The 16012-nt window shown below is 33.5% G+C and carries 15 protein-coding genes and 1 other annotated feature; of the genes, 13 read left to right on the forward strand and 2 right to left on the reverse strand.

The genetic code is table 11. The features are described 5' to 3' along the window. The first annotated feature begins 97 nt into the window (after positions 1–97). From ACFVR2_RS00680 to ACFVR2_RS00740, 13 genes are all read left to right on the forward strand, one after another. The gene (locus tag ACFVR2_RS00680) at positions 98–373 is read left to right on the forward strand and encodes a post-transcriptional regulator (RefSeq protein ID WP_387357974.1); all 276 of its coding nucleotides are present in this window, start codon (positions 98–100) and stop codon (positions 371–373) included. A 102-nt stretch (positions 374–475) separates the two neighbouring features. Continuing rightward, a complete protein-coding gene (secDF, locus tag ACFVR2_RS00685) occupies positions 476–2713 on the forward strand; it encodes a protein translocase subunit SecDF (protein ID WP_387357976.1) in 2238 nt (745 codons plus the stop codon). Positions 2714–2848: 135 nt separating this feature from the next. After that, positions 2849–3760 carry a cation diffusion facilitator family transporter gene (locus tag ACFVR2_RS00690; protein ID WP_387357977.1) on the forward strand — a complete coding sequence of 304 codons (912 nt, stop codon included), beginning with the start codon at positions 2849–2851 and terminating at the stop codon, positions 3758–3760. Positions 3761–3799: 39 nt separating this feature from the next. Beyond that, positions 3800–6151, forward strand: coding sequence for a single-stranded-DNA-specific exonuclease RecJ (gene recJ, locus ACFVR2_RS00695; protein WP_387357978.1), 2352 nt, complete (start codon positions 3800–3802; stop codon positions 6149–6151). Next, the gene (locus tag ACFVR2_RS00700) at positions 6151–6663 is read left to right on the forward strand and encodes an adenine phosphoribosyltransferase (protein WP_387357979.1); all 513 of its coding nucleotides are present in this window, start codon (positions 6151–6153) and stop codon (positions 6661–6663) included. Before recJ ends, ACFVR2_RS00700 begins: the two co-directional genes overlap by 1 nt. A 162-nt stretch (positions 6664–6825) precedes the next feature. Next, positions 6826–9021, forward strand: coding sequence for a RelA/SpoT family protein (locus ACFVR2_RS00705; protein ID WP_387357981.1), 2196 nt, complete (start codon positions 6826–6828; stop codon positions 9019–9021). Positions 9022–9036: 15 nt separating this feature from the next. Then, positions 9037–9477 (forward strand): D-aminoacyl-tRNA deacylase, encoded by a 441-nt coding sequence (dtd, locus tag ACFVR2_RS00710; RefSeq protein WP_387357983.1) that lies wholly within the window; start codon positions 9037–9039, stop codon positions 9475–9477. Between the two features lie 133 nt (positions 9478–9610). Then, positions 9611–9790, forward strand: a complete 180-nt coding sequence (locus ACFVR2_RS00715) for a hypothetical protein (RefSeq protein WP_387357985.1) — start codon at positions 9611–9613, stop codon at positions 9788–9790. A 403-nt stretch (positions 9791–10193) separates the two neighbouring features. Then, positions 10194–10367 (forward strand): hypothetical protein, encoded by a 174-nt coding sequence (locus ACFVR2_RS00720; protein ID WP_088013656.1) that lies wholly within the window; start codon positions 10194–10196, stop codon positions 10365–10367. Positions 10368–10439: 72 nt separating this feature from the next. Beyond that, positions 10440–10667 (forward strand) — a binding site (T-box leader). A 67-nt stretch (positions 10668–10734) separates the two neighbouring features. Further along, positions 10735–12000: a histidine--tRNA ligase gene (gene hisS, locus ACFVR2_RS00725; RefSeq protein WP_387357987.1), complete on the forward strand. Its 1266-nt coding sequence runs from the start codon at positions 10735–10737 to the stop codon at positions 11998–12000. A gap of 19 nt (positions 12001–12019) precedes the next feature. Beyond that, complete coding sequence (gene aspS, locus ACFVR2_RS00730; RefSeq protein ID WP_387357989.1) at positions 12020–13789, forward strand: aspartate--tRNA ligase; 1770 nt, start codon at positions 12020–12022, stop codon at positions 13787–13789. A gap of 165 nt (positions 13790–13954) precedes the next feature. Beyond that, positions 13955–14722, forward strand: coding sequence for a tRNA threonylcarbamoyladenosine dehydratase (locus ACFVR2_RS00735; protein WP_387357991.1), 768 nt, complete (start codon positions 13955–13957; stop codon positions 14720–14722). Between the two features lie 91 nt (positions 14723–14813). Further along, positions 14814–15062 (forward strand): hypothetical protein, encoded by a 249-nt coding sequence (locus ACFVR2_RS00740; protein WP_056472663.1) that lies wholly within the window; start codon positions 14814–14816, stop codon positions 15060–15062. 67 nt (positions 15063–15129) lie between these two features. Here the strand turns inward: ACFVR2_RS00740 and ACFVR2_RS00745 are convergent, their stop codons facing one another. Both ACFVR2_RS00745 and ACFVR2_RS00750 read right to left on the reverse strand, forming a co-directional pair. Beyond that, entirely contained in the window at positions 15130–15348 is a 219-nt protein-coding gene (locus ACFVR2_RS00745; RefSeq protein ID WP_387357993.1) for a hypothetical protein, read from the reverse strand. A 99-nt stretch (positions 15349–15447) separates the two neighbouring features. Further along, on the reverse strand, positions 15448–15879 hold the full coding sequence (locus tag ACFVR2_RS00750) for an SANT/Myb-like DNA-binding domain-containing protein (protein WP_387357995.1): 432 nt from the start codon (positions 15877–15879) through the stop codon (positions 15448–15450). Between the last annotated feature and the right edge of the window lie 133 nt (positions 15880–16012).

Genomic DNA, 16012 nt, shown 5'->3' on the forward strand with positions numbered 1-16012 from the left:
TGTAGGCAAGCATGACAAGTTAGTTCAACATCTAGGAAATGAATATGAAAGTCTAAAATCATTTTTCTAAAAATACAGAAAATTAGGGGGGAAGAGTATGTCGACTTTTCATCAACAAGCTGCAGAATTTAAACCTAAGCTACAGGTAGTAATTGAAAGTAAACTGGATGAATTTAGAATGCTTGGATTCGATACTGTCAGTGAGGATGACTTATGGGAATGCCTTGAAAGAACCTTATGGCGAAAGAAAGAGGACGAACCAAAGCTTTTTCAACTGGTAGAAGACATACTCTCATTAACTGTAAACGATTATATGAATTATATTCGAATCGAAGCATTTAAATCACCTACTTGGCAGTTTGAGTCACTTTAACCATTAATTGACAATAAAAAAATTGCATTTGTATAATATAAGAATGAAAACATACCATTTTCGTACTAGAACTTGAACTAGTTAGAGGAGGAAATTCACAACATGGTGAAACGTAACAGAATTGTTGCCTTCTTCTTAATTATTGCTGTATTAGCAGCAGTAGTCGGAACAACTGTTTTTGGTACAGCGAAAAATATTAAGCTTGGTCTGGATTTACAGGGCGGCTTCGAGGTACTTTATAAAGTTAAACCGATTAAGAAGAGTGACAAAATTAACAAAAATGTTTTAGTAAGTACAGCAAAAGCCCTTGAAAAACGTGTAAACGTATTAGGGGTAAGTGAACCAAACATTCAAATCGAAGGGAAAGATCGTATTCGTGTACAATTAGCTGGTGTAAAAGATCAAGCTAAAGCTCGTGACATTCTTTCGACAGAAGCGAATTTAACAATTCGTGACGTAAATGATAAGGTTCTGATGACTGGAGCGGATTTAAAAGAAGGCGCTTCAAAGCAAACATTTGACCAAATGGGTAAACCTAGTGTATCAATCACATTTAAGGATGCTTCTAAGGTTAAAGATGTTACAAGTAAAGTGTTAAAAATGGGTGCTCCAAATAATATGATGGTTATTTGGTTAGATTTCAAAGAAGGAAAAGACTCTTTCAAAAAGGAATCTGCAAAAGCAAAACCTAAATTCTTATCTGCAGCTAGTGTAAATCAAGTATTTACAGACGATTCACTTTCTATTGTAGGCTCTACATTTACGGTTGAAAGTGCAAAAGAACTATCAGACTTATTAAATGCAGGGGCACTTCCGGTACACCTTGATGAAATGTATTCAACATCAATCGGTGCAAAATTTGGTACAGATGCTCTTCATGAAACAATCTTTGCTGGAATTATTGGTGTGGCAGTAATTTTCTTATTTATGCTTTATTTCTATCGCTTACCAGGTTTAATCGCAAGCATCATGTTAATGGCATATACTTATGTAACATTACTAGTATTTGACGGCATGAATGCAGTATTAACACTTCCTGGTATAGCTGCATTAATACTTGGTGTTGGTATTGCGGTTGATAACAATATTATCACTTTTGAGAGATTGAAGGACGAGCTAAAACTAGGAAAATCAGTTGCATCTGCGTATCGTGCAGGAAATCAGCGTTCATTTGGAACGATTTTTGATGCTAATATTACAACTCTACTTGCTGCAGTAGTATTATTCTCATTCGGTACAAGCTCAGTAAAAGGATTTGCAACAAGTTTAATTGTAAGTATTTTAGTAAGCTTTTTAACTGCAGTATTCGGTACTCGTTTATTACTTTCTTTATTAGTTCAAAGTCGTTACTTAAATAATAAGAAAACATGGTTTGGTATTAAACAAAGTGAAATTCTTGGTTTAAATCATAACCTAGCACATCCTCCTACAAAATATGATAAAATCGATTTTGTAAGCGTAGGTCGAAAATTTGTTTATTTTTCAATTGTCACATTAGTTGTCGGTGTTATTCTACTTTCTATTTTCCGATTAAATTTAGGAATTGATTTTGCAAGTGGTACACGAGTAACATTTGAATCAAAATCAGCAGTTACAAAACAAGTTGTTAATGATGAAATTTCAAAAATGAACTTGAAGCCTGAAGGTATTACTATTTCAACAAATGATGCAAAAACAGGTTCAATCGTATTTAAAGGCGTATTAACAAAAGATCAAATTAATGATTTGAAAAAAGATTTTACGACTAAATTTGGGGTAGAACCAAACGTAAGTACTGTTGATCCAGTTGTTGGTAGAGAATTAGCAGGTAATGCCATTAAAGCATTGATTATCGCGTCAGCAGGTATCATTCTTTACGTATCATTACGTTTCCAATTCTCATATGCAATTGCTTCAGTAATTGCCCTACTACATGATGCATTCTTCATTGTTGTAGTGTTTAGTATTTTTAGATTAGAAGTAGATATTACTTTCATCGCAGCGGTTCTAACGATTGTTGGTTATTCGATAAATGACTCGATCGTTACATTTGACCGAGTTCGTGAAAATATGAAGCTTAAGAAGAAAATTCGTTCTAGAGAAGAATTGAAACAAGTTGTAAATGAATCAATTCGTCAAACTTTAGGCCGGTCTGTTAAAACAGTTCTTACCGTACTATTAGCAGTACTTGCATTGCTTTTATTCGGAAGCCATGCAATTCTTAACTTCTCACTTGCATTATTAATAGGTTTAGTTGTTGGAACATATTCTTCAATCTTTATCGCTTCACAAATTTGGTTATTTATTAAAGGTCGCCAACTTGATAAAAACCAAGTAATTGATGTTGAAGAAGCTAAATAAATTAAAAAGAGTATAGGCTCATGCTTATACTCTTTTTTGTATTAAATTCATTATGATTTGAAGATACTAATATAATGTGTTAATAATGATTAGTGTAATTTTTTTGAGTTAGAAAAAGGGAAGTAGGTAAAGTATATGAACCAGGAAGAGCGTTATAAAGAAGCCAAGAAAGGGGCTTATATCGGAATATATGGAAATTTACTTCTAGCGATTGTTAAAGCAATTATAGGCTATATTGGAAATAGTAAAGCGTTAATGGCAGATGCAGTACATTCTGCGTCAGATGTAGTCGGTTCGATAGCGGTTTTATTTGGTTTAAGAGCTGCGAAGATGCCTCCAGACGAGGATCATCCTTATGGACATGGTAAAGCTGAATCAATCGCTGCAATTATTGTTGCTGTACTATTATTTATCGTTGGAATTGAAATAACTAAATCTTCTATAACTGCATTTTTTAAGCCCGTGCATGCACCAGAGTTAATCGCTTTATTAGCGGCTTTTATATCTATCTTTTTAAAAGAATGGATGTTTCGCTATAAATATGCTTTAGGTAAAAGGTTAAATAGTGACGCGATCATCGCTAATGCATATGAACATCGTTCTGATGTATACTCATCTGCTGCAGCTATGATTGGCATTGGGATTGCAATTCTAGGTACTAAATTTAATATGCCAATACTATTATATGCAGACCCTGCCGCTGGTCTTATTGTAGCCATTATGATTTTAAAAATGGCATGGGATATTGGAGCAGAATCAATACATACGACAATGGATCATGTCCTTCATGAAGAAGATATTGAACCATATAAAGAAATCGTTAGAAACATAGAAGGAATTAAGGAAATAAATACTCTTTATGCGAGAGAACACGGATATTACGTCATAATTGATATAAAAGTCTCCGTAGACCCATATATAACGGTTGAAGAAGGACATAAGATCGGTAAAAATGTTAAAACAAAGTTGATGGAACACAATGATGTGGAAAATGTTTTTGTCCATATTAATCCATATAATGATAAAAATAACTCTTTCATCCAATAAGTTTACTTTAGTATAATAGTACAGTTAGGGGTGAGAGTATTGTTAAAGTCAAAAGCACGTTGGAAACCGAAATTATCGAATCACCAAGAAGAGCAATTATTAAGTAAAGAATTACAGATTTCCCCTCTATTAGCTAAACTACTTGTTACTCGTGGATTTAATACAGTAGATGCAGCAAGTAAGTTTTTATATGAAGATCAAATGAGCTTTCATGACCCGTTTTTATTAGAGGGTATGGATATTGCAATTGACAGAGTATTTCAAGCGATTGAAGAAAATGAAAAAATATTAATTTTTGGCGATTATGATGCAGATGGAGTTAGCAGTACTTCAGTATTGTATTTAACATTAATCGAACTAGAAGCAAAAGTAGATTTTTATATACCAAATCGTTTTACTGAAGGGTATGGTCCAAATAAGGATGCATTTAAATGGGCGAACGACCAAGGTTATTCATTAATCATTACGGTAGATACCGGTATTTCTGCAGCAGAGGAAGTTGATTTTGCAAATAAACTAGGTATGGATGTAATTATTACGGATCATCATGAACCACCAGAGGAATTACCAAACGCTATTGCTATTATTCATCCAAAGCTAAGTCCTAGCTATCCTTTTAAAGAATTAGCTGGTGTAGGAGTTGTGTTTAAATTCGCTTCCGCATTATTAGGTAGAGAACCGGAGGAATATTTGGAACTAGTTTCAATTGGTACGGTTGCTGATTTAGTACCTTTAGTTGATGAAAATCGTTTAATCGTAAAAAAAGGTGTAAGGCAACTAAAGCAAACTAAGCGTGAAGGACTAAGAGCTCTTTTAGAAATTAGTGGAACTACAACAGATTCAATAACCGAAGAAACAATTGGATTTGCAATTGGACCTAGAATTAATGCAGTTGGTAGACTTGGTGATGCTAAGCCTGCAGTAGATTTAGTTTTAGAAAATGATAGAGCACTTGCTAAAAAAAGAGCAGAGCAAATTGAAATTCTAAATAAAGAACGTCAAGAATTAGTTTCACGTATGACAGAAGAGGCAATTAAGCAAGTTAACGAGCTTGATTCATCTTGTTCAAATAAAGTGATTATTGTCGCAAAAGAAGGCTGGAATGCAGGAGTAGTTGGGATCGTTGCTTCAAAATTAGTTGATCGATTCTACAAGCCAGTAATTGTTCTAAGTATCGATCGTGAAAAAGGAATAGCAAAAGGTTCAGCAAGAAGCATTGAAGGTTTTTCTCTATTTGAAAACTTAACAAAATGTAAAGATATTTTACCTCATTTTGGAGGTCATACACTTGCTGCTGGTATGACATTGGCAATAGAAGATGTCGAGCTATTAAGACATCGTTTAAATGAATATGCAGATCAAATTATGACAGATGAAGATTTTATCCCATTAAAAGAAGTCGATTTAAAATGTCAGGCTAGTGAAGTTTCAATCTCATTTATAAATGAATTAAATATGCTGGCACCTTTTGGTATGCATAATCCAAAACCTGTTTTAGAAATAAACGAGGTTGATGCTCTAAATATTAAACAAATCGGTAATGAAGGTGCACATCTTAAAGTACAACTAAAAGATGACGTTACATTCCTTGATGCTGTAGGGTTTGGATTTGGACATGTTGCTAATGAAATTGCAAGTGGATCAAAAGTATCTTGTTTAGGGATGGCTTCTATTAACGAATGGAATGGTAAACGAAAGCCACAGTTAATGATACATGATATTAAAGTAAATCATTGGCAGTTATTTGACTTAAGAGGTCAAGAGCCACATCGATTAACTTTACCTTTTACCGAAGAAAAGTTTATATTTTTACATCAATCATCAAATAAATATGAAAATTTAAAGACTAAATATCCTATTTCTACGTTTGTTGCATATGAAGATGTACTAAACTTAGATATTAATATACAAAATAATTATGTGATCCTACTTGATTTACCTAGTTCTGAAAATGATTTGAAAGAAGTTTTTCGTAACGGGTTATCAGAGCGCATCTACTTAATTTTTAATCAAGAAGAATTACATTTCTTCTCACCAATTCCAAGTAGAGAAAGTTTTAAAAAATTCTATTCAATCTTAGCGAATACCAATCCATTTGACATGAACATGTATGAAGTGGCATTATGTCGTAAGATGGGATGGAAAAAAGAACAAGTCGATTTTATGACAAAGGTGTTTTTTGATTTAGAATTTGTTACAATGAATGATGGGAAAATTCGTTTGTTGCCACAAACTGAGAAGAAAGATCTCTCTTTATCTAATACGTATGCAAGAAAATTAGCTAGTATTGAACTAGAACGTTTGTTTCTGTACTCAAAATGTGATGAATTAACTACATTTTTTCAAAATATGAAAAGTCATTTTTCCGAAAATGGGGAGGCACTTATTTAATGAATTTAAAAGATTATATAACGATCGTACCGGACTGGCCAAAAGAAGGCGTTCAGTTTAAAGATATTTCATCATTAATGAATGATGGAAAAGCTTATAAAGAAGCAACTGATCAAATTGTAGCTTATGCGAAAGAAAAAGATGTTGATTTAATAGTTGGACCAGAAGCTCGTGGATTTATCGTTGGTTGTCCAATTTCTTACGCTTTAGAAATAGGTTTTGCACCTGTTCGAAAACCAGGTAAATTACCTCGTGAAGTTATTAGCTACAACTACGATTTAGAATATGGTACAAATACGTTAACGATGCATAAAGATGCTATTAAACCAGGTCAACGTATACTGATCACTGATGATTTATTAGCTACTGGTGGTACGATTGAAGCTACAATCAACCTAGTTGAAGAATTAGGTGGAATTGTAGTAGGAATCGCTTTCTTAATTGAGCTTTCTTACTTAGAAGGTCGTAAAAAATTAGAGGGCTATGATATATTTACACTAATGACATATTAATTTTTAACATATGATAATGTTATCCAAATAGGGTACTCTGATTAATCAGAGTGCTCTTTTTCTATCAAAGATCTACAAAAAAAAATGAAATTTGACGACTCCTGCTTTACAAAAAACGAAATTTTCATGATAATAAAAGAAATAATGATTTAAGGTGATTAGATGGCTACTGAGCAAGTTTTGACAGCAGAACAGGTTTTAGAGCAAGCGTCCCATTATTTAAAAGAAGATGATGTGGCGTTTATTAAACGTGCTTATGAATATGCTCGTGACGCACATAGTGAGCAATTTCGTAAGTCAGGTGAACCGTATATTATACACCCAGTTCAAGTAGCAGGTATCCTGGTTGGCTTAGAGATGGATGCTACAACCATTAGTGCTGGGTTTCTTCATGATGTAGTAGAGGATACTGAAGTATCTAAAGAGGACTTAGAGAACCATTTTGGCAAAGAAGTATCTATGCTTGTAGATGGTGTAACAAAGTTAGGTAAAATCAAGTTTAAATCGAAGGAAGAACAGCAAGCTGAAAATCATCGCAAAATGTTTGTAGCGATGGCACAGGACTTGAGAGTAATATTAATTAAATTAGCCGATCGCCTTCACAATATGAGAACGTTAAAACACTTACCTCAAGAAAAACGTATGCGAATTGCGAATGAAACGTTAGAAATATTTGCACCGCTAGCTCATCGACTAGGGATTAGTAAAGTAAAGTGGGAGCTTGAAGATACGGCGTTACGCTATTTAAATCCACAGCAATACTATCGAATAGTTAACTTAATGAAGCGAAAAAGAGCAGAACGCGAGCAATATTTAGAAGAGGTTATTAACGAAATCACAACTCAACTTGAAGATGTCGAAATTAAAACAGAAATTTCTGGACGTCCTAAGCATATCTATAGCATTTATCATAAAATGGCTAAGCAAAATAAACAATTTAACGAGATATATGACTTATTAGCTGTACGTGTGATTGTTAATAGTATTAAAGATTGCTACGCTGTTTTAGGCGTTATTCATACAAGCTGGAAACCAATGCCAGGTCGTTTTAAAGATTATATTGCTATGCCTAAGGCAAATCTGTATCAATCTCTTCATACGACTGTAATCGGTCCAAAAGGTGAACCATTAGAAGTACAAATTCGTACACAAGAGATGCACCAAATTGCTGAATATGGTGTTGCAGCACACTGGGCATACAAAGATGATAATGCAAATCTTCCTTCACAAAAAACTTTAGAAAATAAATTAAGTTGGTTCCGTGAAATTATCGAATGGCAAGATAATTCTACAAATGCAGAAGAGTTCATGGAATCAGTAAAAATGGACTTATTCTCTGATATGGTTTTTGTATTTACTCCAAAAGGTGATGTTTTTGAATTACCACTAGGATCTGTTCCAATCGATTTTGCTTACCGAATTCACTCTGAAATCGGAAATAAAACAATTGGTACAAAAGTAAATGGAAAAATGGTACCACTTGATTATAAACTTAAAACCGGTGATATCGTTGAGATTATGACATCGAAGCATTCGTATGGACCTAGCCAAGACTGGTTAAAGGTCGCTCAGTCTTCACATGCTAAAAATAAAATACGTCAATATTTTAAAAAGCAAAGAAGAGAAGAGAATGTTGAAAAGGGCAAGGAATTAGTTGAAAAAGAAATTAAAGCATTAGAATGTGATTTAAAAGAAGTTTTAACGTCTGAAAATTTAAAACGCGTCGCAGAGAAATTTAATTTCTCTAATGCAGAAGATATGTATGCAGCAGTTGGATACAATGGAATTACTGCAACACAGATTGCTCACCGTTTAACAGATAAATTCCGTAAACGTACTGAAATTGAGCTGGAAGACCGATTAAAAGAACTTTCTTCGGACCTTAAAAAAGCTCCATCACGTCGTAAAGATGCTGGTATTTCTGTAAAAGGTGTAGATAATTTATTAATTCGCTTATCAAAATGCTGTAATCCTGTACCTGGTGATGATATTGTTGGCTATATCACAAAAGGCAGAGGAATCTCAGTTCATAGAAGCGATTGTGTAAACATGTTAAATGATAGTGAAGAAGATCGTTTTATTGAAGTTGATTGGGAGGAAAGTCCTACATTTGAACGTGATTATAACGTTGATATAGAAATTTTTGGTTACGATCGTCGTGGTCTTTTAAATGAAGTTCTTTCAGTAGTAAATGAAACAAAAACAAATATTTCTTCAGTAACAGGAAAAAATGACCGAAATAAAATGGCAACTATTACAATGAGTTTGTCTATTCGTAATATAAACCACCTGCAAAAAGTAGTGGATAAGGTTAAACAAATTCCAGACATTTACTCTGTGAGACGTATTTTCCACTAATAGGAGGTGCCGAAAGTGAAAGTATTATTACAGCGCACAAAAGAAGCAAAAGTCGTAGTGGACGGACAAGTAGTAGGTCAAATACCTAAAGGGTTATTATTGTTAGTCGGAATAACGCATGAAGACACTATAGAAGATGTTAAATATTGTGCTGACAAAGCAGTTAACCTAAGAATTTTTGAAGATGAACTTGGAAAAATGAATTTATCTTTAAATGATGTTGGAGGCCAGGTTCTATCTGTTTCTCAATTCACTTTATATGGTGATACGAGAAAAGGTAGACGTCCAAGCTTTACAGATGCAGCCAAGCCAGAAATCGCAAATGAATTATACGAATATTTTAATTCATATTTACGCGAACAAGGATACGAAGTACAAACCGGCATTTTTGGTGCAGATATGGATGTAACATTTACAAATTGGGGCCCAATTACAATTATGATTGAAAGTAAATAAGCCAATCTTTAACCTCCTTTTCCAAAAAGGAGGCATTTTTTTTTGATAGAATAAATTATTAAAATAATAACTTCAAATAGCGAATATACTGAAGTACACGGGTTCTTTCAAAGAATTTAGAGGAGGTCACTATATGGACATAATTACTATCGTGTTAATCCTTATTGCTGGTGTAATTTTGTTTACAATCCTCAAAAGTTTCTTAAAAGCACTTTTATTTGTTATTTTAATCATCCTAGTTTATTACGGTTTAATGTATTTCATAGACGGATCAGTTGAAAGCATTCAATCTACTTTAAGAATATTTATTTAGACCATGGTTGTGTGCCATGGTTTTTTTAGTTGAGATGAGATTTGGTGGATGTGCGAGAATCGCAATTGAAATCTAGGAATCGCAAATAAAAATCGATAATTTCAATTGAAAATCAGGAATCGCAAATAAAAACCGATAATCACAATTAAACTTTGTAGATTTATGTAATTATTAATAAAATCATCAAATTTTACTAATTAAAATCTACTTTCAATAAAATCTACACTAAAAACTACTTAAATTTAATCAAATTTCACTTCATTTTTTCTAAATCCATAGACCTAATTTTTAGATTGTTTAATCCCCAAAAAACTTGCCTAAGTTATCAACAATATTTTAATTGTTTAATCCATTAATTATTTGGACATCCTATATAACAACATACTTGGAAGGAGACTGCAGCATGAGAATAAATAATCGTAATAGTCTAGGATCAGGTAGAAAAGGTGTCTTGAATATGGATTTTCATGAGTTTCAAAATAGGGGACAAGAATCCAATTCATTAGAGATGGCAAGTGAGTTTGGTTTAACTTTAAGAGAAGTGCGTGATTTAAAAAGACAGTTGGAGCGTTCGTAAAAAAAAAATTAACTGTTCTTGACATTTGTTGTATCCGAACGTAAGATATTAAATAACATATTGATACATAGTAACATTCCATAGACGGAGAAAAGTAGGATAGGATCTCTTGTAGAGAGAGGAAGTGCCGTGGCTGAGAGCATTTCCACAAGTAGACTATTTGAAAGACACTCCCGAGGTTTTATTCTGAACGATTTTTAGTAAGGATAAACGTAATCGGCGTTAACGATGAAAGTGGGAGAACAGTTTATTGTTCTTCAATTAGGGTGGCACCACGGGTTTATAACTCTCGTCCCTACTGTTTTTATTTCAGTAGGCACGAGGGTTTTTTGTATTTATTAAGGTTTATTATTTAGGAGGATTTAAAATGTCGATTAATATCCCAAGAGGTACACAGGATCTTTTACCTGGTACGATTGAAAAATGGCAGTATATTGAAAAGTTTGCAAGAGACTTATGCAAACGATATAACTATAACGAAATTCGTACACCAATCTTTGAACATACTGAATTATTCCAGCGTGGTGTTGGAGATACAACGGATATTGTTCAAAAAGAAATGTACACATTTACTGATCGTGGAGATCGTCAATTAACATTACGTCCAGAAGGAACTGCGTCAATCGCTCGTTCTTATGTTGAAAATAAAATGTACGGATATAGCAATCAACCTACAAAATTGTACTATATCGGTCCTATGTTCCGTTATGAACGCCCACAAGCTGGTCGCTATCGTCAGTTCGTACAATTCGGTATTGAAGCTTTAGGTAGTAATGATCCTTCTATCGATGCAGAAGTATTAGCTCTATCAATGGAATTATATCGTGGTCTTGGATTGAAAAATGTTAAGTTAGTTCTTAATAGTTTAGGTGACTTAGAAAGCCGTAAAGCACACCGTGAAGCGCTTGTGAATCATTTTAAACCAGTAGCACATGAGCTATGTAGTGATTGTAATAATCGTTTCGAAACGAATCCTTTACGTATTTTAGATTGTAAAAAGGATCACGATCACCCTTCAATGAAGACAGCACCATCGATTTTAGAATATTTAAATGAAGAATCTATGAACTATTTCGAAGCTGTTCAATCTTACTTAACAGCTATGAAAATTCCGTTTGAGATCGATGCAAATTTAGTTCGTGGTTTAGATTATTATAATCACACTGTATTTGAAATCATGTTAGAAGGTAAAGGATTCGGTACAATTTCAACTTTAAGTGGTGGTGGCCGCTATAACGGATTAGTTGAAGAAATCGGCGGTCCTAATACTCCAGGTATTGGTTTCGCATTAAGTATAGAGCGTTTAATATTAGCTCTTGAAACAGAAGGAATCGAACTTCCAATCCAACAAGAAATGGATGTATTCCTAATCGGACTTGGAGAAGAAGTGAAAAAAGAAGCGACTGCTATTTTATATCAATTGCGTAAAGCTGGTCTTGTTTGTGAAAAAGATTACCAAGATCGTAAAATAAAAGCTCAATTCAAAGCAGCGGAACGCTATAAAACAAGATTTGTAGCGGTTCTAGGTGAGGAAGAATTATCTCGAGGAGTCATTAATTTAAAAGACCAAGAGACTGGTGTACAAGAAGAAGTTGCATTAGACATCTTTGTAAAATACGTAAGCTCTAAATAAACAAATGGGGGAATTGAAAATGGAACAACGAACGCATTTATGTGGAGAACTAAGAGAATCGCATATTGGTCAAAGTGTAACACTTAAAGGATGGGTACAAAAAAGACGTGATTTAGGTGGATTAATTTTTATTGATTTACGTGATCGTTCTGGACTTGTACAAATCGTTTTTAATCCTGAAACTTCAGGTGAAGCTTTAGCTCTAGCTGAAACTGTACGTAATGAATTTATTCTACACGTTCACGGGAAAGTAGTATCTCGTGGTGAAGGTACAGCTAATACAAATCTTGAAACGGGAGCTATTGAAGTTTCTGTTGAAAAGCTTGATCTTATTAATAAAGCTAAGAATCCTCCATTTGCAATTGAAAATAAAACAGAGGTAGCAGAAGACCTTCGTTTAAAATATCGTTATTTAGATCTACGTCGTCCAGTTATGTATGATACATTTAAATTACGTTCAAAAATTACAAAATCAATTCGTGATTTCTTAGATGGTGAAGACTTCTTAGAAGTTGAAACGCCAATTTTAACGAAGAGTACTCCAGAAGGAGCTCGTGACTATTTAGTACCTAGCCGTGTACATCCAGGTGAGTTTTATGCATTACCACAATCACCTCAAATTTTTAAACAATTATTAATGGTTTCAGGATTTGAACGCTATTTCCAAATTGCACGATGCTTCCGTGACGAAGATTTACGTGCTGACCGTCAACCAGAATTTACTCAAATAGACATTGAAACTAGCTTCCTTTCACAAGAGGAAATAATGGAAATGTCTGAAAGAATGATGGTTAAAATGATGAAGGAAACAAAAGGTGTTGAACTAGTTACACCACTTCCTCGAATGAGCTATGATGAAGCGATGAATCGCTACGGTTCTGATAAGCCTGATACTCGTTTCGGATTAGAGTTAATTGATGTTTCTTCGTTCGCTAAAGAAAGTGGATTTAAAGTATTTACTTCAGCTGTTGAAAACGGTGGCCAAGTAAAATGTTTAAATGTAAAAGGTCAAGCAGCAAATTATTCTCGTAAAGACATCGATGGTCTTCAAGAATATGCTGGTCGTTATGGAGCAAAAGGTCTTGCTTGGTTAAAACTTGAAGAAGATGGTTTCAAAGGTCCTATCGCTAAATTCTTTAGTGAAGAAGAGTTTGCTACATTAAAATTAGCTGTAGAGGCAGAAGCAGGTGACTTAATTTTATTCGTAGCTTCAGATGCTTCAGTAGTTGCAAATAGCTTAGGTGCACTTCGATTAAAACTTGGTAAAGACTTAGATTTAATTGATCAATCTAAATTCAATTTCTTATGGGTTACTGACTGGCCATTACTTGAGTATGATGCAGAATTAGATCGCTATTTTGCGGCTCATCATCCATTCACGTCGCCTGTTCGTGAAGATATTGCGAAACTTGATACTGACCCAGGTAGTGTAAAAGCTCAAGCTTATGACTTGGTATTAAATGGTTACGAGCTTGGTGGAGGATCAGTTCGAATTTACGAAAGAGACGTACAAGAAAAAATGTTCAAATGCTTAGGATTTTCTGAAGAAGAAGCACAAGAGCAATTTGGTTTCTTAATGGAAGCATTTGAATACGGTACTCCACCACATGGCGGAATTGCGTTAGGTTTAGACCGTATTGTAATGTTACTTGCAGGTCGCTCAAATTTACGTGACACAATTGCATTCCCTAAAACAGCATCAGCAAGTTGCTTATTAACAAATGCACCAAGTCCAGTTTCTTCTGCACAATTAGAAGAATTAGCGTTAAAAACAACTATAGAAGAGTAAAATAAAAAGGAAGGGTGAAGGAATTAATTTTCTTAATCCTTTCCTTTTTCTTGTTGAAGGATTAAGAAAAATTCTGTTTTTCTTTCATTCAAGCTTGATGTAAATAGCTTGTATCATGTATATTTAAATCATTGTAATCTGATTAAGATAGTGGGAGTTGAATAAATGTTACACCAATTTTCTCGTAATGAGCTTGCTTTTGGTAAAGCAGGTTTAGAGCGATTACAAAACAGTACGGTAGCTATTTTAGGTATTGGAGGCGTTGGCTCGTTTTCTGCAGAAGCTTTAGCGCGTTCTGGAGTCGGGCGTTTAATACTAGTGGATAAAGATGTTATTGATATAACAAACGTGAATAGACAAATTCATGCTTTATTATCAACAGTTGGAGAGCCTAAAGTAGAGATGATGAAGCAACGTATTCTAGAGATTAATCCTGAGTGCGAAGTAATTACACATAGAATGTTTTATACAGAAGAAACATTTGAAAAGTTTTTCGAAATTCCATTAGATTATGTAATTGATGCTTCTGATACAATTACATATAAAATTCACTTAATTAAAGAGTGTCGCCGCCTGGGAATTCCACTTATTTCAAGTATGGGTGCCGCTAATAAGATGGATCCAACTCGATTTAAAATTGCTGATATCTCAAAAACAACTCACGATCCTATTGCAAAGGTTATTCGAACTAAACTTCGCAAAGAAGGCATTCAAAAAGGTGTTACAGTTGTTTATTCAGACGAAAGTCCAATTGTTATTCGTGAAGAGGTACGTAAAGAAATCGTACCAGATGAAAATACAAAAATTAGAAAAGCCAAAATGCCACCGTCTTCAAACGCCTTTGTACCATCAGTTGCAGGCTTAATCGCAGCTAGTCATGCAGTACGTGAATTAATAAAGGATATTGAAATTAAGCGTGTGGGCAAAGAATAACTAATACAGATAGCAAACTGGCTGTAGGAATTAATTTCCTACAGTTTTTTTATTTATTAATGTAAAAACTACCTTCAATAGGAGGTGTTTGATGTTGAATAGAGCCTTGAAAGTATTTTGTACTTTCGGATTATCATTATCAATATTAACTGCTTGTAATAGTACAAGTGACGTGGAAAAAGATTCAAAACAGCATCATGTAGATAATTTATCCAATCGGATTAATGTTAAGTATAAAAAGAAAAATAATGTTGTCGAGAAAAATGGTAAGGTTGGCAAAGATGGCGTCGTTAACGATATGGAATCGATTGAAATGAATAAACGTAAGCCTAATAAATAAAAAAGACCCCCAAATTAATTGGGGGTTTCAGTCTGCTCGGACACATTACCGGATAAGGTAAAAGTGATTACATATTTAAATCCTTCTCATTTTTAGCTCTATTTTTACGTCTTCTCACAAATTGACGTCCAATTAAAGAAATAACTAAAAGTCCAACTACAAGAAGTAGAATTTGAATATATGATAGGTTAAAGTATTTAGCACCAGTAATAATTAAAAGTGTAGATAACGTCCCTTTAATAATAAAAAATATAATTATCCATAAACCGCCTTTTTTCCAATTCATTTCATTATACTCCTTACTATTGCTTGCATTTCGTTACTTCATTATACAATAGTACAAGTGATAATATACTGTGAATGTTTTACATTATTTTGTCCAAATTTATTCTGTTAGATTGATTAATACATTTTGTTTCTTTTGGATTAATGTTTTTAAATTAACAATTTTTTTGTTTAAATTTTCATTTTCAATTTTTAATTTAACTACTCTTTCTTTTAACTGCATATTTTCCTCCGAAGTTTGATGCTTTTGTTCGAAATTCATTAAGAATTGGATGACCATATCAATATTCAGTGAAGGAGGATTTATAGGTTTATTTAATTTGGTAACTTCTTTAGGTGTGTTTATTTCTTTACATTGATCTTTTGATAGTTTTCGGTATCTAGAAGCACATGCTGTCTTTGTCCGATTAATAATATTTGCTACCATTTCAAATGCTTCTTGCTTCGATTTACCTTTACTTTCATATTTTTCAACGAGTTCAATTAATGTGTTTTCATCTTCAAGTGACCATTTTGTTTTCGGAGCATTCATTTTTTCACCTTCTTTAATTCATCTATTATTATCTTCACCAAATAAATTGTTAGTAAAAAGAAATATTTTCAGGTGCAGATGAAAAATGTTTCCAATTCATTTACAATAGTAAAAAGAGTTATAAAGGAGGGAG

Source organism: Gottfriedia sp. NPDC057991, from assembly GCF_042886615.1.
GTDB lineage: Bacteria > Bacillota > Bacilli > Bacillales > Bacillaceae_G > Gottfriedia.